Origin of the sequence: Salinimonas iocasae, assembly GCF_006228385.1 — a bacterium.
Lineage (GTDB): Bacteria > Pseudomonadota > Gammaproteobacteria > Enterobacterales > Alteromonadaceae > Alteromonas > Alteromonas iocasae.
The window spans coordinates 172506-194518 of sequence record NZ_CP039852.1; the positions used below are offsets into that span (position 1 = coordinate 172506).

At 49.1% G+C, this 22013-nt stretch carries 14 protein-coding genes and 2 rRNA genes; 9 read left to right on the forward strand and 7 right to left on the reverse strand.

Features of this window, described 5'->3' with window-relative positions; all coding sequences use genetic code 11:
- Positions 1–194 precede the first annotated feature (194 nt).
- Positions 195–3073, forward strand: a 23S ribosomal RNA gene (locus FBQ74_RS00715).
- A gap of 205 nt (positions 3074–3278) precedes the next feature.
- Positions 3279–3394, forward strand: a 5S ribosomal RNA gene (gene rrf, locus FBQ74_RS00720).
- A 1163-nt stretch (positions 3395–4557) separates the two neighbouring features.
- On the opposite strand, the gene FBQ74_RS00725 is transcribed toward rrf, so the two are convergent.
- Entirely contained in the window at positions 4558–5280 is a 723-nt protein-coding gene (locus tag FBQ74_RS00725; RefSeq protein ID WP_139754848.1) for a DUF1499 domain-containing protein, read from the reverse strand.
- 127 nt (positions 5281–5407) lie between these two features.
- Here FBQ74_RS00725 and FBQ74_RS00730 point away from each other — a divergent pair, with 127 nt between their 5' ends.
- On the forward strand, positions 5408–6043 hold the full coding sequence (locus FBQ74_RS00730; RefSeq protein ID WP_139754849.1) for a DNA-J related domain-containing protein: 636 nt from the start codon (positions 5408–5410) through the stop codon (positions 6041–6043).
- A gap of 28 nt (positions 6044–6071) precedes the next feature.
- Here FBQ74_RS00730 and FBQ74_RS00735 read toward each other — a convergent pair whose 3' ends face one another.
- Positions 6072–6698 carry a TetR family transcriptional regulator gene (locus tag FBQ74_RS00735; protein ID WP_139754850.1) on the reverse strand — a complete coding sequence of 209 codons (627 nt, stop codon included), beginning with the start codon at positions 6696–6698 and terminating at the stop codon, positions 6072–6074.
- A 104-nt stretch (positions 6699–6802) separates the two neighbouring features.
- Here FBQ74_RS00735 and FBQ74_RS00740 point away from each other — a divergent pair, with 104 nt between their 5' ends.
- The 4 genes from FBQ74_RS00740 (at position 6803) to FBQ74_RS00755 (ending at position 13999) form a co-directional block, all read left to right on the forward strand.
- Positions 6803–7936: an efflux RND transporter periplasmic adaptor subunit gene (locus FBQ74_RS00740; RefSeq protein WP_139754851.1), complete on the forward strand. Its 1134-nt coding sequence runs from the start codon at positions 6803–6805 to the stop codon at positions 7934–7936.
- 28 nt (positions 7937–7964) lie between these two features.
- Positions 7965–11078, forward strand: coding sequence for an efflux RND transporter permease subunit (locus tag FBQ74_RS00745; RefSeq protein WP_139754852.1), 3114 nt, complete (start codon positions 7965–7967; stop codon positions 11076–11078).
- A 141-nt stretch (positions 11079–11219) separates the two neighbouring features.
- Complete coding sequence (locus FBQ74_RS00750; protein WP_139754853.1) at positions 11220–13061, forward strand: bifunctional acetyl-CoA hydrolase/transferase family protein/GNAT family N-acetyltransferase; 1842 nt, start codon at positions 11220–11222, stop codon at positions 13059–13061.
- On the forward strand, positions 13058–13999 hold the full coding sequence (locus FBQ74_RS00755; protein ID WP_139754854.1) for a histone deacetylase family protein: 942 nt from the start codon (positions 13058–13060) through the stop codon (positions 13997–13999). The genes FBQ74_RS00750 and FBQ74_RS00755 overlap by 4 nt, the downstream gene beginning before the upstream one ends.
- On the opposite strand, the gene FBQ74_RS00760 is transcribed toward FBQ74_RS00755, so the two are convergent.
- The 3 genes from FBQ74_RS00760 to FBQ74_RS00770 form a co-directional block, all read right to left on the reverse strand.
- On the reverse strand, positions 14000–14527 hold the full coding sequence (locus FBQ74_RS00760) for a DUF6436 domain-containing protein (RefSeq protein ID WP_139754855.1): 528 nt from the start codon (positions 14525–14527) through the stop codon (positions 14000–14002). It lies immediately after the preceding gene.
- The gene (locus FBQ74_RS00765) at positions 14527–16005 is read right to left on the reverse strand and encodes a methyl-accepting chemotaxis protein (protein WP_139754856.1); all 1479 of its coding nucleotides are present in this window, start codon (positions 16003–16005) and stop codon (positions 14527–14529) included. Before FBQ74_RS00765 ends, FBQ74_RS00760 begins: the two co-directional genes overlap by 1 nt.
- A 70-nt stretch (positions 16006–16075) precedes the next feature.
- Positions 16076–16948 carry a mechanosensitive ion channel family protein gene (locus FBQ74_RS00770; protein ID WP_139754857.1) on the reverse strand — a complete coding sequence of 291 codons (873 nt, stop codon included), beginning with the start codon at positions 16946–16948 and terminating at the stop codon, positions 16076–16078.
- A 127-nt stretch (positions 16949–17075) separates the two neighbouring features.
- Here FBQ74_RS00770 and FBQ74_RS00775 point away from each other — a divergent pair, with 127 nt between their 5' ends.
- Both FBQ74_RS00775 and FBQ74_RS00780 read left to right on the forward strand, forming a co-directional pair.
- Positions 17076–17597: a hypothetical protein gene (locus tag FBQ74_RS00775; RefSeq protein ID WP_139754858.1), complete on the forward strand. Its 522-nt coding sequence runs from the start codon at positions 17076–17078 to the stop codon at positions 17595–17597.
- A 1-nt stretch (position 17598) separates the two neighbouring features.
- Entirely contained in the window at positions 17599–18459 is an 861-nt protein-coding gene (locus tag FBQ74_RS00780) for an ATP-grasp domain-containing protein (RefSeq protein ID WP_139754859.1), read from the forward strand.
- An 8-nt stretch (positions 18460–18467) separates the two neighbouring features.
- Here FBQ74_RS00780 and ribA read toward each other — a convergent pair whose 3' ends face one another.
- Entirely contained in the window at positions 18468–19082 is a 615-nt protein-coding gene (gene ribA, locus FBQ74_RS00785; RefSeq protein WP_139754860.1) for a GTP cyclohydrolase II, read from the reverse strand.
- Positions 19083–19166: 84 nt separating this feature from the next.
- A complete protein-coding gene (locus FBQ74_RS00790) occupies positions 19167–22001 on the reverse strand; it encodes a putative bifunctional diguanylate cyclase/phosphodiesterase (RefSeq protein ID WP_168190580.1) in 2835 nt (944 codons plus the stop codon).
- Positions 22002–22013: the final 12 nt, after the last annotated feature.

Here is a 22013-nt window from a genome sequence, read left to right on the forward strand (position 1 = left end):
TGATATTAGTAATCAATCAAAATTGAGTAACTGAGAATATCGAAAGGTGTTCTCTCAAAGCTACTCTACTTGACTTGAATTGCTTGTTATCAATTAAGTTTGATGACAAGGCAAATCACGATTAGCTTGTCATCATACAGCAGGTGTTGATTCACCGGCCAAAGCAGAAGTCAAAAGGCTGTTTTGGGTTGTATGGTTAAGTGACAAAGCGTATACGGTGGATGCCTTGGCAGTTAGAGGCGATGAAGGACGTGTAAGTCTGCGAAAAGCTGTGGTGAGCTGACAAAACGCATTTGAGCCACAGATGTCCGAATGGGGAAACCCACCTGTTTACAGGTATCGTTGCATGAATACATAGTGTAACGAAGCAAACGAGGGGAACTGAAACATCTAAGTACCCTTAGGAAAAGAAATCAACCGAGATTCCCTTAGTAGCGGCGAGCGAACGGGGAGCAGCCCTTAAGCATTGAATGAGTTAGTGGAAGCCTCTGGGAAGTGGCGCGATACCGGGTGACAGCCCCGTACACGACGGCAAAATCAATGTGAAATCGAGTAGGTCGGGACACGTGTTATCTTGACTGAAAATGGGGGGACCATCCTCCAAGGCTAAATACTCCTAACTGACCGATAGTGAACCAGTACCGTGAGGGAAAGGCGAAAAGAACCCCTGTGAGGGGAGTGAAATAGAACCTGAAACCGTATACGTACAAGCAGTGGGAGCACCTTCGTGGTGTGACTGCGTACCTTTTGTATAATGGGTCAGCGACTTATATTTGGTAGCAAGGTTAAGCGTATAGCGGAGCCGTAGCGAAAGCGAGTGTTAACTGCGCGTTTAGTTGCCAGGTATAGACCCGAAACCCGGTGATCTAGCCATGGGCAGGTTGAAGGTTGAGTAACATCAACTGGAGGACCGAACTCACTGACGTTGAAAAGTCAGGAGATGACTTGTGGCTGGGGGTGAAAGGCCAATCAAACCGGGAGATAGCTGGTTCTCCCCGAAATCTATTTAGGTAGAGCCTCGGACGAATTCCATTGGGGGTAGAGCACTGTTAAGGCTAGGGGGTCATCCCGACTTACCAACCCTTTGCAAACTCCGAATACCATTGAGAACTATCCGGGAGACACACGGCGGGTGCTAACGTCCGTCGTGGAGAGGGAAACAACCCAGACCGCCAGCTAAGGTCCCCAAATATTGCTAAGTGGGAAACGATGTGGGAAGGCACAGACAGCTAGGAGGTTGGCTTAGAAGCAGCCATCCTTTAAAGAAAGCGTAATAGCTCACTAGTCGAGTCGGCCTGCGCGGAAGATGTAACGGGGCTAAGCAATATACCGAAGCTGCGGCAATGCGATTTATCGTATTGGGTAGGGGAGCGTTGTGTAAGTGGATGAAGGTGAACTGTAAGGTTTGCTGGACATATCACAAGTGCGAATGCTGACATGAGTAACGATAATGGGGGTGAAAAACCCCCACGCCGGAAGACCAAGGTTTCCTGTCCCATGCTAATCAGGGCAGGGTAAGTCGGCCCCTAAGGCGAGGCAGAAATGCGTAGTCGATGGGAAACGGGTTAATATTCCCGTACTTGTATAATCAGTGATGGAGGGACGGAGAAGGCTAAGCAAGCATGGCGTTGGTTGTCCATGTGAAAGTGCGTAGGCTGAAAACTTAGGTAAATCCGGGTTTTCAAGGCCGAGACACGAGACGAGCTCCCAAGGGAGTGAAGTTGTTGATGCCCTGCTTCCAGGAAAAGCTTCTAAACGTATGATTATGTGAACCGTACCCCAAACCGACACAGGTGGTCAGGTAGAGAATACTAAGGCGCTTGAGAGAACTCGGGTGAAGGAACTCGGCAAAATAGTACCGTAACTTCGGGAGAAGGTACGCCACCGGCGGTGAACGCTTTACGCGGTAAGCTGTTGGTGGTCGCAGTGACCAGGTGGCTGGGACTGTTTATTAAAAACACAGCACTCTGCAAACTCGTAAGAGGACGTATAGGGTGTGACACCTGCCCGGTGCCGGAAGGTTAATTGATGGGATTAGCGTAAGCGAAGTTCTTGATCGAAGCCCCGGTAAACGGCGGCCGTAACTATAACGGTCCTAAGGTAGCGAAATTCCTTGTCGGGTAAGTTCCGACCTGCACGAATGGTGTAACCATGGCCACGCTGTCTCCACCCGAGACTCAGTGAAATTGAAATCGCAGTGAAGATGCTGTGTACCCGCACCTAGACGGAAAGACCCCGTGAACCTTTACTACAGCTTGGCACTGAACATTGAACCTACTTGTGTAGGATAGGTGGGAGGCTTTGAAATGCAGACGCCAGTTTGCATGGAGCCGTCCTTGAAATACCACCCTGGTATGTTTGATGTTCTAACTTAGACCCCTTATCGGGGTTAAGGACAGTGTCTGGTGGGTAGTTTGACTGGGGCGGTCTCCTCCCAAATAGTAACGGAGGAGCACGAAGGTTAGCTAATCACGGTCGGACATCGTGAGGTTAGTGCAATGGCATAAGCTAGCTTAACTGCGAGACAGACACGTCGAGCAGGTACGAAAGTAGGTCATAGTGATCCGGTGGTTCTGTATGGAAGGGCCATCGCTCAACGGATAAAAGGTACTCCGGGGATAACAGGCTGATACCGCCCAAGAGTTCATATCGACGGCGGTGTTTGGCACCTCGATGTCGGCTCATCACATCCTGGGGCTGAAGTCGGTCCCAAGGGTATGGCTGTTCGCCATTTAAAGTGGTACGCGAGCTGGGTTTAGAACGTCGTGAGACAGTTCGGTCCCTATCTGGTGTGGGCGTTGGATGATTGATGGGAGCTGCTCCTAGTACGAGAGGACCGGAGTGGACGAACCGCTGGTGTTCGGGTTGTGATGCCAATCGCATTGCCCGGTAGCTATGTTCGGAACGGATAACCGCTGAAAGCATCTAAGCGGGAAGCCGGCCCAGAGATGAGTCATCCCTGAACTTTAAGTTCTGGAAGGGTTGTTTAAGACTAAGACGTTGATAGGCAGGGTGTGGAAGCGTTGTAAGGCGTTAAGCTAACCTGTACTAATTGCCCGAGAGGCTTAACCATACAACCCAAAGCGGCAAAGCCTGCACGGGTTGTAGACAAGCTAAGTAAAAACGTAAGCAGAGTAGTGACGTTACTCAATAGATTGAATATCAGACTTTCCCGAATTGTTAAGTTTTTAAGTAAGGCTGACTTGACGTGCCACAGAGCGTACTGCAAGTCCTCCTTGCGCAGAATATGAAAAGATATTCTGCACGAAAAGTTTTTGTCTGGCGGCCATAGCGACGTGGCACCACCTGATCCCATTCCGAACTCAGAAGTGAAACACGTTAGCGGCGATGGTAGTGTGGGGTTTCCCCATGTGAGAGTAGCACACCGCCAGACTCCTATACTAAGAGAAAGGGCTATCCGTTTGGATGGCCCTTTTTTCGTTTGTGCAGCAAGCAAAACGTTATCTGAATTAATTAAGGGATCCGATAGCCCTTTCCCTCAGAAAGCACTGGCGTGCTACTCTCTCTTAGCGAAACCTAACCCATCATGGGTACTCGAACAGTAAGGACTGCACTGGTTCGGATGTACCAACCCGTCCCTGGTGCTATGACCAGTCTCGCCGTCCATGGCGAGCCGTTCAGTCGGCTGCGTTATGCCACTGGCATAACGGTCCTCCTTCACCCCCATGTGAGATAGCAGAACGCCAGACTCCTATTCGGCGTACCACTGGCACCCCTCGTTCGCTACACTCACCGCTCATCGCCCCCATGTGAGAGAAGTATCACCCACACGGTAGTGCGCCATGTCTCGATGTGAAGCAGTCCTATTCTACGAAGAAGCCCACTCAGTCGAGTGCGCTTTTTTCGTTTTTGGAAGTGCAAGAAATAAATGGATAACTGATGCTGTTGGATGGCCCTTTGCGTCAGAAAGCACTGGCGTGTATTCCAGTTCCTTCTTTTCAAGTAACGTTAAGTCACCTCAAATTTACCTATCAAGCCGCGGTTTTGCGCAGAACGCGGGCCTGCCGGTTGGATTAACACTAGTCTGGTAAAAAGGCTAGATGTAGTTATTGAGTATATAGCTATTCGTACTCTCATTTTACCAGATAGTAATGATCTCTTTCCTTATCGTACAAAGCTTTATCCGAAGAACTCACGACCAAATAAAACGAGATGATTCATTATATTGCTAAGTTAACGTATCGTTCGTCCTAATGAGTGACTGACATACAAATGCAGAACTCTATTAAGTATTGTGAATTCTCAGTGCTGTAGTCGATAGTGAGGAGAAGTTGAAGTTTATTCAGGCTTCATGCGGCTCTGACAAAAAGGTCTCATAGTTTGCAGACAGATCGCCAGAAATTGAAAGTTACCGTTGGAATACGACAGATTGTAGGGAAATAATTTATAGACGCTTACATTAATAAGTGCGCGTTTATTAACAATGGTTTCAGACAGCGGTGGTTAAGATCTTTCAGGCAAGATACGGGGCGGACGCGAATCTAAAATAATAAAGGCGGGGCTGTGCCCGCCTTTAACATCATTAATTTGAGGGGACTATTCGTAACTTACATCAGTACGCTGGCGTAGATTCTCGAAAAATGAATTGATGCGCTCTGCGTTTTTACCCAGGTCGCTGCGGCCTACGCGAGACTTACTACGCACATCTACCAGGGTATCATCCCCCTTTTGCGTCAGGCGAATAACGACATCATCTTTGAAGCCAAACCACGTAGTGGTATCGGTTGCTTCGATAGTGTTTTCTTTCGCGTTGCCCTCAACGCGCTCCCATCCCATTGCGTCAACCGTTTGCTCTGCAGCGGTGAATACCTCTTCAACCGGCTTAGCGAATAGTTGTGTCTTAATTTCAGGATAGGCTTCAAGTTGTTGGCGAGTGACTTCACCGCCCTCGTAATCAATGGGGTTGGGCGCATCAGCCCGTAAGGGGGCGACTGCAACAAAAGCCGGCGGGTTTGTAACGTCTGTAGTGATATCATGAATGGGCGGAACGGTAGAGGCCTTGCCCATCATACTTAAAGGCATGACAACGGCTACCAGCGCCAGAATAGTGTAAAAAAGTGTGCTCCCCCAGCTCACAGTCTTACGCGCGATAATAACCTGAAGGATGATAAGAATTAACGCGGCACCCCCAACGAATACGCCATAGCGTATAGAAGTAAATGCCAGCCCCAGGTCCAGTCCCAGGAATTGATACAGTGGTCCGGGTAAAACTACCATTAAAAAGCTGACAATACTCAGCAATGCAATTATCGCTCGCACAGTAATATCCTTTAATTGTTTTAGTAATCAAGGGTCATTACACTATAAACAACAGATGGGCGCACCTTATTCTTATGTAATTGTGTAATTTAGCTTGTCAAAAGCACTCAATCAAAAATGGAAAATTATGTCAGCTGAAGATGAAGTCACGCACCCACTGGTAGAGCAGGTTACTATTGCTATACAAGACCAACTCGCGTTGCTCAGAGAAGGTGTCAGCGAATATCAGCTTATTGAAAAACTTCAGAATGCGCCTTACTGGCTTTTTGATAAAGAAGCACTAAGAGAATCAGGGAATCTGTTTCAAACGCATTTTCTGCTTTTCCATTGTTTATATACGCTAAGGGACAGTTGGCGTCGCGGGCAGATTGGCGAGCTGGCAATATCAGCTACTAGTATAAAGCTGCATCCCTATAAATCAGATGGTCCAGCCATAGCAGAGGCAGACCCTTTACGTACTTATTATTTAGACTGGTCTCATTTTAGCCGCACAACAGAAAGTGATGTCGATGACATGCTGAACAGCTTCTGGAAGGCGATGAGTGATAATGCGTATGGAATTGTCAGTGAACCGGATAAGGCCGATGCCCTGGAAGTGCTTGGTTTTGCACCCGATGCGACACCAACAACACAGCAAATTAAACGACAGTACCGGTCGTTGCAGCATCAGAATCACCCGGATAAAGGGGGAAACAATACGCTATCACAGTCCCTTACCGCCGCTTATAAAGCGTTGATGATTAGCAAGCGAACAGACGATTAGAAAAGCATAACGCCGACAATGGAACTTATCAGCCCGCTTCGTTAGGGGTAAGAATGCCGCTGAAAAAAAGTTGCATCATTCCAGGCACATCCTGTTGAATCTTAAAGGTCTCGGGTGACTCCAGATATTCCGCTACCACGCCACGGATAAAACAACTGACCGACAGCGCCAGCACTTTGGGATCAGCCCCATGAGGTAACGTCATCTGTTTTTTCGCCCGGGCAAAATAGGCTTCGAACGCCTCAAGCTTTTCCCGCTTTTTTTCATTGTGGCGGGCTTTACACTGCTCAAAGTCTCCGGAGTAATCGCACTTAAACATAAAAAGGCTGATGGCTTTGCACTTCTGTGCATCCTCGTGCAAATCCAGAATTAAATTGGTGCAAATCGTCTGTAACTGGTCGACAGGATTGGGGTGTTCAACCTCTAACCCCTGCATGATCCGCTCAATAAACGGGGTATGCAGTTTTTCGTGCAGTGCGTCGAAAATTTCGATTTTATTTTTAAAGTGCCAGTATACTGCACCCCTTGTTACATCTGCACTGCGGGCGATCTGCTCCAGCGTTGCGCGAGCGACTCCACGGTCTGTAAAGACATCAATAGCGGCGTCGAGAATTGCCTGTTTTGTCTGCTCGGCTTCTTCTTTGGTGCGTCTCATTTCATTTCCTGGTCAGTTTGACAGCATACATACAAGAACGTATCTTTAAAAAGGTATAGGTTTAAACATATTTTGTCCAGCGTACACTCAGGATTACTATCGATATGAAGCGACATTTCATTTTAAGTGCCGTGGCTTTTTTGCTGCTCGCTTTGGCAGGCTGTTCCGAACAATCAGAACAGCAGCAGGGCCCATCAGCTGAGGCACCGCCCACCGCAGTTACAGTAATAACGGTAGAGCGTTCAACAGTGCCGGATATTCTGGCGCTACCGGGGCGCGTATCGGCTTATCGACAGTCACAGGTTCGTCCTCAGGTTGCCGGTGTCATTACAGAGCGTTTATTTGAAGAAGGTGCTGTGGTTGAAAAAGGGCAACAGCTTTATCAGATAGATGATGCACGATACAAGGCTGAGTTGGCGAGCGCCCGTGCAGATCTGAAAAGCGCTGAGGCAAATTTAAAAACCCTTGAAGCGAAAGCCGCGCGTTATAAAAACCTGCTAAGTGGTAATTCTATCAGCGAGCAGGAATACGATGACGTTGTTGCGCAGGCTGATCAGGCACAAGCCCAGATAGGCGTGGCGCAGGCCGCTATCGATTTGGCTGAGGTTAACGTTGAGTACACAAAAGTGTATGCACCGATCAGCGGGCAAATCAGTCGTTCTTACGTTACAGAAGGCGCCCTGGTAACAGCTAACCAGTCTCAGGAACTGGCAACTATCACGAAGCTGGACCCGGTGTTTATCGATATGCAGAACTCGGGTAAGGCAATCATCGAATTGCGTCGCTCTATGCAGGGTGAACGGGCAATGCCGGTAGAGGTAGTATTGGACGAGCGCAGTAATACCACCTATGAACAACGTGGCGAACTGAAATTCTCTGAAGTGACTGTAGATGAAACTACCGGTAGCGTGACATTGCGTGCGGTGGTTCCCAACCCGGACAGCGTTCTGATGCCAGGCCTGTTTGTTAAAGCACATATTATTAAATCGGAAGACCAGGGGCTGTTGGTGCCGAAGCGCGCCACAATGCGTCAGCCCGATGGGTCGTTGGTTGTTTATGTCGTCAATCAACAGAATAAGGTGGAGGCCCGGACCATAGAGGTGCCAAGAAGCTATGAAAGCAATTATCTGGCTGCCAGTGGTGTGAAGGAAGGCGATAAGGTAATTATCGCTGGCTACCAGAAAGTAAAACCTGGCGCGACGGTGACTCCACAATCAAAAGGCCACCAGGGCGGCTGATTTTTAACACTGGCAGGAACATAGATCTATGGCACGTTTTTTTATTGATCGACCCGTATTTGCCTGGGTGTTGGCAATTATCACCATGCTGGCCGGTGTGCTGGCGATTTTCAGTCTACCCGTAGAGCAGTACCCCAAAGTTGCACCGCCGTCTGTCTCTATCAGTGCAGCGTATCCTGGTGCGTCTGCTAAAAGTGTTGAAAACTCTGTAACACAGGTCATCGAGCAGAATCTAAACGGTATCGATAATCTGCGCTATTTTTCTTCCAGCAGCCAAAGCGGCAGTATGTCGATAAATCTGACATTTGAGCCTGGCACAGACCCGGACACCGCGCAGGTTCAGACTCAGAACAAAGTACAAAGTGCGGTTTCATTACTGCCCGCCTCTGTGCAACAGCAAGGGGTAACCGTTACAAAGTCTAATGACAGCTTTGCACTGGTTATCGGCTTTTATTCAGAAAATGGTGAGCAGACCCAGTTTGATCTCAGTGACCTGTTGGTGTCTGAATTTCGTGACCCGATTTCACGGGTTAACGGGGTTGGCAATGTGCGCGTTTTTGGCGCTCAGCGCTCAATGCGAATCTGGTTAAACCCTAATAAGCTGTATAGCTTTAATATGACCCCGGTCGATGTGCAGGCCGCCGTTCAGATTCAAAATACCGATGTGTCTGCCGGTCAGCTCGGTGGTATGCCGGCAATCGACGGGCAGGAAATCAACGCCACTATCCAGGCGCAGTCGCTGCTTCAGACCGTGGAGGATTTCGAGAACATCGTTCTGCGTGTTAATACAGACGGTTCACAGGTTCGCCTTAAGGATGTGGCAAGAGTTGAACTGGGTTCTCAGGATTATGGCTATATTACCCGCTACAAGCGCAAGCCTGCCTCGGGTATGGCTGTCAGCCTGACCAGCGGGGCCAATGCCCTTGATACCATTGAACGGGTCAAAAGCCGTGTTGAGGAATTAAAAGGGCAACTGCCGGAAGGCGTTAAGGTTGTTTATCCGGTGGATTCCTCACCTTTCATCGAATTGTCTATCAAGTCGGTGGTACAGACACTGGTAGAGGCCGTTATTCTGGTTTTCCTGGTAATGCTGCTGTTTTTACAAAACTGGCGAGCAACTTTGATTCCCACCATCGCTGTGCCCGTGGTCTTGCTGGGGACCTTTGGCGTGCTGTACGTATTTGGTTTCAGTATCAACGTACTTACGATGTTCGCTATGGTGCTGGCTATCGGCCTGTTGGTCGATGATGCGATCGTTGTGGTTGAAAACGTAGAGCGTATTATGGAAGAGGAGGGGCTTTCCCCTAAAGAAGCCACCAAAAAATCCATGGGCCAGATCACCAGTGCGCTGGTAGGTATTGCTGCGGTACTCTCTACCGTGTTTATCCCTATGGCCTTTTTCAGCGGTTCGGCGGGCTCTATCTATCGTCAGTTTTCCATTACCATCGTTTCTGCAATGGCATTCTCGGTGCTCGTCGCCATCATCCTTTCACCCTCGTTGTGTGCCACATTATTGAAAAAGCACGATCCGAATAAAGACAAGAATAAAGGATTCGGAGGCTGGTTTAACCGTAACTTCAATAAAGGGCGAGACCGCTATCAACGCACCGCGACCCATATTGCAGCACGGTTCAAGCGCTATCTGGTGGTTTACGGTGTGATGGTTGGCGGCATGGTCTTTATTTTTATGCGGTTGCCGGGAGCATTCCTGCCCGATGAAGACCAGGGCAATATCATGGTATTGCTCAATACACCACCGGGCTCCACTGCGCAGCGTACCCTTGAGTCGGTTAAGAAGGTCGAGGACTTTTTCCTGGAACAAAACAAGGAAGCGGTGCACGACCTGTTTACCGTGGTTGGGTTTAGTTTTGCCGGCTCTGCGCAAAATGCAGCAATGGGTTTTGTCCATCTTAATGACTGGTCAGAACGGGATGAATCGCAAAGCGCCTTTAACATTATTAAGCAGGCGTTCGGGGCGTTCTCGCAATTTCAGGATGCTCAGGCCTTTCCAATATTGCCGCCACCTATCAGAGAGCTGGGTAATGCGACCGGCTTTAATCTTCAGCTGCTGGACCGTGGCGGCAGGGGGCACGAAGCTTTGATGAATGCCCGTAATCAGTTGCTGGGTATGGCTGCGCAGAATCCGAACCTGAATGGGGTAAGACCGAACGGGTTGAGCGATGTGCCGCAATTTAAAATTGATATCGATAACGAAAAGGCATCTGCACTGGGCGTTTCACTGGATGAGATAAACAATGCACTGCGCATAGCGTGGGGCTCTGCCTATGTAAATGATTTTATCGATGACGGGCGTATCAAGCGCGTGTATATGCAGGCTGATGCGCCTTACCGGATGGATCCGGAAGATTTGGATAGCTGGTTTGTACGTAACAACGATGGCGAAATGGTGGCTTTCAGTTCCTTCGCCTCGTCACGTTGGGACTACGGATCACCGAAGCTGGAGCGCTTTAACGGGATTTCTTCGGTGAACGTACAGGGAAGTCCGGCTGCAGGCATATCGACCGGACAGGCAATGGAAGAAATGCAGAAGCTGGTCAGTCAGTTACCTGAAGGGTTCGATCTGGCCTGGTCGGGGATTTCCTTTGAGGAGAAAGCCGCAGGGTCACAGGCGCCGATGCTCTACGCAATTTCAATTCTGGTGGTCTTTTTGTGCCTGGCTGCATTGTATGAAAGCTGGTCGGTGCCTTTTGCAGTAATGCTGGTCGTGCCACTGGGCGTGCTGGGCTCTGTGGTGGCCGCGTTCATCTTTAACTTACCTAACGATGTGTACTTGCAAGTGGCATTTTTAACCACCGTGGGTCTGGCATCCAAGAACGCAATTCTGATTGTCGAATTTGCCAAGGAGCAGGTCGAGCAGGGTGTGGACATTATGACAGCAGTGTCTACTGCAGCTAAGCAACGCTTCCGTCCGATTCTGATGACATCAATGGCCTTTATTCTTGGGGTGACACCACTGGCTATCGCCAGCGGTGCCGGCGCAACCAGCCAGAACGCAATTGGTATTGCGGTAATGGGCGGAATGTTTGCAGCCACATTCCTGGCAATATTCTTTGTGCCGATGTTTTATGTTTTCGTTGAAAGCCTGTTTCGTAAAAAGGAAGTAGAGCAAAACGAAAAGTAACGGCAGTTCACTTTGGAAAAGGCAGCATTTCGCTGCCTTTTTTGTTTTTACGACTAATCGCTTATACACAGTGTGCCTGAGTCGCGTGCAATGCGTAGCCAGTATGGCATGATGAACTGATATTCTCAGGTGGAAGCTGACATGGATATTGCGTTACCGGAAAAACCCGACTGGCATAAACTGCTTAAATCAGGCTGTCGCGTCTTTGTCGGGGGGCATGCTTCGGTGCCCTACGCCCTGATACAAGACCTGATTGATAACAGCAGAGGTTTTAGTGACATCGAGCTGGTTCATGGTCTGGCCCTGGGGGATACCCGCTGGGCCCGGGAAGAGCATCGACAGTTATTTAAGGTGAATACATTTTTCATTGGTGGGCAGGAAGTGCGCCGGGCCGTGGATGAAGGTCGGGCTGACTATACGCCCTGTTTTTTATCGGAAGTATCCAGCCTGTTTACTGACGGCACACTGGCTTTGGATGCGGTGCTTATTAACGTTAGTCCCCCCGACGAGTTTGGCTATTGTTCTCTGGGCGCCTCAGTAGATATTTGCATGTCAGCCGTACGCCACTGCGATCTTGTGATTGCACAAATCAATAAACACGTCCCGCGTACTGCCGGGCATTCCTATGTTCATATCGATGAGCTCAACGCCTGTATCGAGCATGATGAACCTTTGACAGAAGTTTTGCCCCCGCCCATTGATAATCAGGCCGAGCGGATTGGCCAGTACGTAGCCATGCTGGTCGAGAATGGCGCAACGCTGCAATTTGGCATAGGTAAAATCCCCAGTGCTACCCTCAAGTATCTGTGCAAGCATAAAGATCTTGGTATTCACAGCGAGATGCTCACTGACAGTATTATTGAGCTGATAGAATCAGGTGCAGTGACCAATCGCAATAAAACCTTCCACCCGGGCAAAACAGTAACCAGCTTTGCCATTGGCAGCCGCCGCCTTTACGATTTTATTGATAACAATCCCCATATCGAATTTTACGCCAGCAGTTATGTGAATAAACCAACTAACATAGCCAAAAACGATAATATGATAGCCATCAACAGCGCCCTTGAGGTAGACCTTACCGGGCAGGTTGTCGCTGATTCTATCGGGCATGATTTTTATTCAGGCATAGGCGGGCAGGTAGATTTTGTTTCCGGGGCATCTATCAGTAAAGGGGGCAAGCCGATTATCGCACTGCCGTCGACAGCAAAAAATGAAACGGTTTCCCGTATCGTGCCGAGCATCACCGAAGGGGCGGGGGTCGTAACATCCCGTGGCAACGTCCATTATGTGGTTACTGAATACGGAGTGGCATCACTTAAGGGCAAAAGTATCCGTGAGCGTGCGCTGGAGCTAATCCGGGTGGCGCATCCTAAGTTTCGGGCGCATTTGCTCGAAGAAGTCCGTAAGCACTACTGGGTGCCTCACTATCAGGAAAAATACCCCACCGATATTCCCGAACTGGGGGCGATTCAGTTACAAAAACTGGTTATTCAGGGTGAAACCTTTTACCTGCGACCGCTTAATCCTGCCGATGAGCGCAGGTTACAGGAGTTTTTTTACTCGCACACCAAAGAAACACTGCGGCTTCGCTACAACTACGACCCGAAGCAGATGTCACGGGAAAAATCCTGCAACCTTGTCAGCGTAGACCAGAAAACCGACGCCGCGTTATGTATTGTTAGACAGGATGGCTCGCGTATTGCCATCCACGCCGTCGGGCGATTTTATTACTACCCTGAAGACAACGCCTGTGAGGCGGCTTTTGTCACCCGCGAAACTCATCAGGGCAAGGGCATGGCAACCCGTCTGTTGGCAAAGCTGATTGATATCGCTCGTCAACGGGGCATCAATTTTATGATGGCCTATGTCAGAGCGGATAATAAACCTATGATAACAATATTTGAACAACACGGCTTTAAGCGAAAACGAAGTGATGATCCCAGTGATGTTGAGCTGGTTCTGGACTTAAGAGAGCAACAATGACCATACGAATTTACCGCGGAAAGGATTGTCTGCTCCATGATATGGGCGCTGAGCATCCTGAATGCCCTGACCGAATTCACGCAATCAACGACCAGTTATTGTCGTCCGGACTGGAAATGAGTTGCGAACATGTCGATGCACAGATGATTGAGAAAGAAGCAATCTATCAGGTACATGACAAGGCGTATGTTAATGAGATTTTCAGCCAGGCTCCAGACGAGGGCATTGTGTGGCTGGATGATGAAACCGCCATGATGAATAAGACCTTGTCGGCTGCCCGCTATGCAGCAGGTGCCGCCGTTCAGGCTGTAGACTGGGTCATGGAAGGCGCAGACCGACAGGCTTTTTGTCTGGTGCGCCCGCCAGGACATCATGCAGAAAAAGATAAAGCCATGGGATTTTGTTTTTTTAATAATATCGCCCTGGCCACCGCCCATGCTTTAAATCAGCATCAGCTGGAACGCGTCGCGGTTATTGATTTTGATGTACACCACGGTAATGGCACGCAACATATATTCGAGGGAGAGTCGCGGGTATTGATGTGCTCCTCATTTGAGCATCCGCTTTACCCGTTTACCGGCACCCAACCCAGTGCGGACAATATCGTCGCTGCGCCACTGGAAGCCGGGGCAACCGGCAAAGCTTTTCGCGAAGCCGCCAATACATGGTTTACGCGATTGCATGCGTTTAAGCCGGAGCTGATAGTTATCTCTGCCGGTTTTGATGCTCACGCTGAAGATCCAATGGCGCATCTTCGATTCAACGAGGATGATTATAAGTGGGTCAGTCACCAGTTACGCCAACTCGCCGATACATATTGTCAGGGGCGTATCGTAAGCAGCCTTGAAGGTGGTTACGACTTAAGTGCTCTGGGCAGAAGTGTGGTGGCGCACCTTAAGGGGCTGGGTGGTGATGCGATTGAGACAGGGTCGGCCTGATCAAACTGCATCGCAAAAACAGCCAGTCGCCTCACTAATCACCAACGGGCCGGGTTGGGCCAAAGATGTTTGTGTCGTGCTAACAATCCGGCTTACCAGCGTATCGGCATTAAAGCAGCCTGCACCAAGCGCATAGGGCCCAAAGTATCGTACCTCGCCGGTGCTATCCAGCAGGATCAGCGCGGGCAGGCGGCTAAGCCACTGTGCCACCCAGGGAAGCTGGGAGATATTCAGAGAAACACTTTTATAGCCAGGCAGCTTGTTCAGTATCGCCTGATGATGCCGTTGTGACAGCGTATCGCAATAACAACCACCTTCTGGCCCGATATGTACCACAGAGCCAGGTAACACGGAGGCATCGCGCAGCACTTCGCTCAGCCGGGCTTCAAACTCAACATCGGCAGCGGCATGATTCAGCGACAGCTGTGGATCAAAATCGGTAATATGACTTTGGGAATAAAACCATAGCCCGGTTGCGCAAGCCCCGAGCCACAATACCATCAGTCCCCACCAGAGGTGTCTTTTCATTACGCTTTGAATCCTACCAATGCTGTTTGCATAGAGGTATTCAGGGTATTGAGCGTTTCCACCTGATTAGTCAGCGCATCAGAGTACTCAGTACCTTCATCAATAATCTGCTGAATACGGGAGGTGCTCTGTGCTATTGCGCCTGTGGCCTCTTCCTGCTCTTTAGCTGAGGAAGACACTTCTTCCATAAAATCGGATGCCTGGGTGACCATAGCGACAATTTCATCCATATTCGCAGATGCTTGGTCACTGTTGCTCACCGCTTCATCTACCAGGTTTATACAACTTTGCATTTGCGCTACCGAACGCTGCGTACTCAATGAGAGCTGTTCGGTTACACTACTGATTTCATCCGCGCTCTCCTTTGAGCGTATAGCCAGTGTTCTCACTTCATCTGCCACCACAGCAAAGCCTCTGCCATGCTCACCGGCGCGGGCAGATTCTATGGCTGCATTGAGGGCCAGCAGATTAGTTTGCTCAGCAACCGCTGTGATAGCGCGCATGGTTTCTGAAATGGCAGCACAACGCTGATTCAACTCCTCGTTGGTTGCAGCTGCTTCATTGAGGGTTGATTTCAATGATGCGATTGTCTGGCTGGTGGAATCTACCGTTTCCTGCGAGGCGAGTAACTGATTTCTGGTGTTCTGGGTCAGGTCACGCACTTTTTGTATTTGCTGCGCTGACTGTGCCGACGATACAGCAATTTCTTCAGAGGATGAGGATATGGCGGCAATTTCTGCACTGGCAGTTTCAGAGAAGCGCAGCGTATGGGTCGCCGAGGCATCAATGTGTTTACCAGCATCCTTTAATTGTCCGCTTAGTCCGGAAGATTGCTCTACCAGTGTGGCAATATGATGGATAAGCGTATGCAGACGCTGACCGTTTTCGGTGCGGGTGTTGATACTGGCCGTCAGGTTAATTTCGCCATCCTTTTGCAGCATTTCTTCAATGGCCACGCGAATATCCAGTCCGGCTTCTCCCTCCTTTCTGGCTTTATTTGCCATGAACATCAACACCACACCCTCTGACAGCGCAAATGCTGCGTGCAATAACAACATTGAAAAGGTGACATGGTCATTTTCAAAAACGTATACCGGTGCGCCACCACTTTGCAGCACAAAAAAACCGATGTGATGCACAGCAACCATAGCTGTTGCTACGGCAATCACCCGCCAATCGCGAAAATAGGCTAAAAACGCCAGTAACACGAAAATTTCAAAGTGCATTTCTATCTGACCAAAAGCCTGATGAATATGCAGCGCGGTCATCAGCTGGGTCGCCAGCGCCTGTGTTATTTGTGTTACTAACCTGCCGGGCTGTATAAAAGAAAGGATTAGTGGCAAAGCTATTATGGGTACGCCCAGTAAAAACGCGATTGCAAGCTGTCCTGTGATAAAACCAATCACAACAGCCATGAGCAATTGCACAATTAAAATACCCCGGAAAATCCGGTTACCTTCATAATGCCATGGATACATGGTGTACTCCTTACTGCCTGATGGTCAGGAGTATAGAAGTCACTCTATGAAATTGCCTGTAAACTTTAGACTAAGAGGGTGGAGAGTCGGCGGAAACCAGTGAAAGCTTGCCATCTACGTGTACATCGCGCTGGGGATAAGCGACAACAACACCGGCCTCGTTGAAAGCATCGTTAATGGCGAAGCGTAAGTTGCTTCTGATCATTCTTAAATCGCGCTCTACTGTCGCGTTAACCCAGAAGAATACTTCAAAGACCAGCGCGTTGTCGCCAAAGTCATCGAAAATAACCACAGGCTGAGGCTCGGTTAGTACTGCCTCTTCGTTTTTTACTGCGGCTGTAATTAAGTCAGCTACCTTCCGGCAATCAGAGCCATACGCAACACCGACCCTGACAGAAGTGCGGGTAAGATAGTCTATCAGTGTCCAGTTGATCACGGTGTTTTCCAAAAGCTTACTGTTGGGAATCAACATGTGTACGCCGTCCACCCGTCGAATGCGGGTGGAGCGCGTGTTAATGGACTCAACGCGTCCCCGGGCATCGGCTACCTCTAAAAAGTCGCCGATACGAATGGGGCGTTCCCACATAAGAATCCAGCCACTGATAAAGTTATTGATAATGTTCTGTGCGCCAAACCCAAATCCGATAGCAACCGCACCGGAAAGAAAAGCAAATGCGGTAAGCGGGACGTTGAGAAAATCCAGCGTAGTGATAAGCAGCACTGCCAGCGCAATAATGTAGAAAATTCGCTTAAATAAATGGACCGTGTCAGCACTGGCGCCGGTTTTGCGCAGGCGAAAGGTTGCCAGATGTGCAAATTTGTTAGTAAGCCACCACCCGCCGACAAGCACTGCAGGCACTAGCAGAACTTCACCTAACGTCACAGGGTGACTGTAAAGCGTGAAAAGTGTCGTACCAAGGCTTTGTTTTATTGTATCCCACATATCAAATGGCGTTCGACTCCATGTAAACCCGTTTAAACATTTAATGGTCGCAAAAGCATAGGGGGATGCTGTGAAATGAAGCGACTATGGTAAAGTGCTTTTAACTTTGTATGCGATTGAGAGTCAAATGGGTCAACGTTTCATAAAGCGGGTGTGGGTAGCTATCGCCTTGTCTGTCGTATTCATGGCGCAGGCACAGGCATTTTCAGTGAAATTATCGCAAAGCGATCTAAACCAGATGGTAAAAGCCGCTTTCCCCCAAACGCAGCAATATCAGGGTATTGACGCAGTTTTTACCGATCCCTCTATTGAGTTGGGTGTGGCAAACCAGCTAAAAATTCAGGTAACAATGACAGCAAACCGTGCAGACCAGCGGGTAAAAGCCCGGGCGGCATTTGATGGCACGCTGGATTACTCGGGGGCAAACCGAACCCTGGAAATTATCCAGCCCCGAATGACCGACTTTGAGGTGCTGGAACATAATCTGACGCAGGATGCCCATTTACTTGATGAAGTGAAGCAACTAAAGAACAAGCCTGCGCCGATGATCTTATTACTGGATTTAAAACAGATTAAGTTGCCTTTATTGGGTAATCAGGTACCACGCTCAGTGGCAATTCGCGATCACAGACTGGTTATCGAGTTCTGATATGTCCCGTATTGCTTTTCTGTCCACTGATAATCTGGAAGACTTCTTCGTTTATGATGAGTTGCTGGTGCCGGTGTTTGAGCAGTCCGGTCATCAGGTCGAAACTGTCTCCTGGCACAGCAGCGACACTGACTGGTCGGTGTATTCAATGGTGATCGTGCGCAGCACCTGGGACTATCAGACCCAGCCTGAAGCATTCTTACGATGCCTTAAGAATATCGATAAGCAAACGCGTTTGCAGAATCCGCTGGAATTAATGCGCTGGAATCTGGATAAATCTTATCTTAAATCGCTAGCTGAGGCGGGTATCGCCACGCTTCCTACCAGATGGGTAGAGCACTACGATGAACCTCTTCTTATTGAGCAGTTCAGTGCATTTCACACCGATAAAATGGTCATCAAACCCACAGTCAGCGCGAATGCAGATGATACTTTTGTTATTACGCCTGACTCGGTTAAAGCACAGTCAGCGCTTCTCTCGTCATGTTTTAACCATCGCGCGCACATGATTCAGCCCTTCGCTGATGAGATTGTAAATCATGGTGAGTATTCACTTTTTTATTTTGGCGGCGAACTGAGTCACTGCATATTGAAAACCCCGAAAGGTGGCGACTTCAGAGTGCAGGAAGAACATGGTGGCTCGCTGGAGCTTGTGAATGCAGATGCGGCGCAACAGCACATCAGTGAGGCTGTACTGGCCGCACTGCCTCAGCCGGCGTTATATGCGCGTATCGATATTGTGCAGTTCAATAATCAGTGGTGTGTGATTGAGGTTGAGCTGATCGAGCCTTCACTGTATTTCAATTTAGACGACCAGTCACCCCGACGCTTTGTCGAGGCGGTGACAGAGCTGCTCAATTAGCTACGCTGTTATTTAAACAGGTGAGGGTCGAACACGTGCCCTAATTTTTCTGTTTTGGTTTTCAGATAATGCTTATTGTCGGCGGTGATGCCATGGTCAATGGGCTTTCTGGCAACCACATTTACCCCAAGCGACTCCAGTGCCGCCAGCTTTTTAGGGTTGTTGGTCATGAGCTCAACCTGCGTAACATCCAGTGTATCCAGCATAAGCTTACAAATATCGTAGCTGCGCAGATCGGCATCAAAGCCAAGATGTTCGTTTGCCTCTACCGTATCCATGCCACTGTCCTGCAGGTTATAGGCCCGTATCTTGTTGAGTAAACCGATACCACGCCCTTCTTGCCGCAGATACAGCAATACACCCTGACCGCGTTCAACGATATTTTGTAACGCTTTCTCAAGCTGAAAGCCACAATCACAGCGGGTAGAGAATAACGCGTCTCCGGTCAGACACTCTGAATGAATGCGGATGGGAACCGTATCGCCTTTTTCCCATTTCCCATACGACAGTGCAACGTGCTCCTGACCACTGGCTTCAACAAATCCGTGTATACGAAACTCACCATGGCGGGTGGGTAAACGAGCGGAACTAACATATTCATATTTGGGTTGTTTGCTGGTCATAGCACTTCTAAACCGAATTACGTGGGAGTCCAGAAAGTGGGGACTGCCCGAAAAAAACCAAGTTATTGTTATAATATAACAGTTTTACTGATTCCCGCCCAGTGATTTGAAGTCACGCAGTGGCGCTGGTGGCGCTATTGCATTTCCCTGGGCGAAATCAATACCCATTTTACCCAATTGCGTCATGGTGGCTTTGTCTTCCACACATTCGGCAATGGTCTGAATACGACGAGCCTGGGCAATATCACGAATTGACGTAACAATAGCCATATCTACCGGATCGTTGAGCAAATCCTGCGTGAAAGTCCGGTCGATCTTCACACCATGGATAGGCAGAGATTTAAAGTAGCCGTAGGATGAAAAGCCGCTCCCGAAATCATCAATCGCGAACAGGCAGCCGTGCTCGCTGAACGTGTCGATGAATGAAACCGCATCGTCTTTTCTGACGGTGGCAGTGTTTTCGCTTATTTCAAAACAAATTTTATGATGGGGGATCTGCTGCTGCTGAAAAGCATTCAGCATAAACCGGCGCAAATCCTTATCGGCCACAGAAAACCCGTTTATATTGATATTACAACATTGTAGCTGTTCCAGACGATCCGGGTTATCGCTAAGCCACTTAAAAGTGTGTTCGGCGACCCACCGGTCAATGCGGGAGGTCAGATTGTAGCGCTCAGCAGTAGGTAAAAAGTCTGCCGGGCCGGCGAGTTTGCCGTTATCCAGTGGCAGGCGTAACAGTATTTCGTAAAAATCGCCCTGTAACGAAGCGCTCAACGGCATATAGTGCTGATAGTAAAGTTCGAACTTATCTTCATCCAGTGCCTGATGGATGATCGCCACCCAGTTGCGTTCCTGCTCATAGGCCTGCAGTCTGGCATCATCGTCTTTGTAACAATACACCTGGTTGCGGCCCTGTTGCTTGGCCAGATAACAAGCTGCATCTGCCATATTCAAGGCACTCTCGGCATCTGCATTATGTGTAGTGGCGTTAAGTAAGCCTATACTTACGCCAACGGTAAATATGCGTTGTTCCCAAAAGAAACGATAACCTTGCACAGCATCCAGTAATTTTACAGCGATCAGGTACGCCGACTCCTCGGTCTGGGTAGTTAGCAGTACGCCGAACTCATCGCCACCCAGACGGCCGACCATTCCTCTGTCACCGACTTTATTGGTCAGTATGTTGGCCAGCTCTTTTATCAGTCTGTCACCGGCCTTATGGCCGCAACTGTCATTAACCGCTTTAAAGCGGTCTAAATCCAGATACAGGATCATCACCGGGTTGTGAGCTGGGGTCTGTTGCAACGCTGAATGTAAGGAGCGTTCAAACTCACGACGATTGAACACGCCGGTCAGCGGATCGTGGCTTGCCATGTATGTCAGACTGATATCCGATAACTTGCGTTTGGTGATATCGAAAATCGAACCGGACATAAATGTTTCGCCATTTTCCTGATGAAGCTGGCAGGAAATAGAAAACCAGAACTCACTACCATCCGATTTAACGCCTTTCATCTCGCGACCCATAACGACCTTTTGTTCCAGCAACTCGCCTACCAGCAAGTCACGGTCATTATCATCAGCATAAAATGCCCGGGTATTGGGTACATCTTTGAGCATGGTTGCCTCATCGGGATAGCCGAAAAGCGTACACATGGCCGGATTGATGGTTCTAAGGTCTCCATCGAGGGTCGAGGTATAGAGTCCTTCCGCAGAGTTTCTGAATAAATCGTAAAATACATTCAGGCTGTCAATGGTGCGCTCGTGCGTGTGTAATTGCTGTCGACTGACATCGCGCTCTGCCAGCAATACACAAAGTGCGAAGGTACACATTGCTATTAGCAGTGAGCCGGCTGCATTAAGCTCTGAACTAATCAACATTACCAGACGCGGATTGTAACTGCCAAGAAACAGCGCATAGCTGAGGCTAAGCATTAGCCAGCCCAGTGCCAGTAGCCGGTTAAGGGAGCGATTACGGCGATCGCGAAACACTGTGCAAAGTAAAGTCTGAATAAGTGCGAACGCCGGCAACAACTGCAGGGCAACACTGGCGTCAGGTAGTTTTACGGGTATAAACAGCAGTATCAGAGGGCTGAGACTGATTATCAGATTGGGAATACGAAGCCATACGGGTATCCGCGGAAACAAGGCATGGGTAAATTTAGCCAGGCAAAACAGCAGTACGGTCATGATTAGCGCCAGCACCTGCGTACCGTAGTTAATGAACTGAAAAGTCCGACCAACCGGCTCCAGCAAGCTACTTACCAATACCAGAATGAGCAGACTGATCGAGGCCAGCCAGAAGCGCGCTGACGTCTTTTGATAGACATAACTTAAAAAGAAATAAGTGACGAGAAGCAAAAGCGCACCACAGGTAATTCCCAATAGCAGAATTCTGGACTGCGTCTGATTATCGTAGCTGTCTCTGGAATGGATAACTAACGGAAAGTACTCAGGTTTCTCGCCACTAATCCCAATCAGAATATTGACTGATGTCGATGCGCCCAGTGTGACTGGCAGAGTCATGCCGGTAGTCAGCTGGCTGGGGATGTCGTAATCTCCATGTTCATAGCTGATTACGTCGAGCATTCTTTCTCTTTCATCCAACAGATAAATAATACTGGTACGCGGTATAACCAACGGGTTATTCAGATAAACATACTGAGTTACTGCACTGTTGTTCTGAAGGGAAAGACTATACCAGTGGCGCAGCGGCTGCTCGGTTGCCATCGGATGGGGTGAGTAACCTGATAGTACCTGCCGGTAACTGGTGCGCACTGACGTCGAAACCGGTTCGGGCAATACCGTAGCAGAGTTAAAAGAATCGGTAACAATGACGTTGGCGTGAAAAGGTGGAGCATCGGCTGCAGAGGCCTGAGACACTATTATCCATAGCGAGGCCAGTAAAAGCATGGCCATGCGCCTGCACAC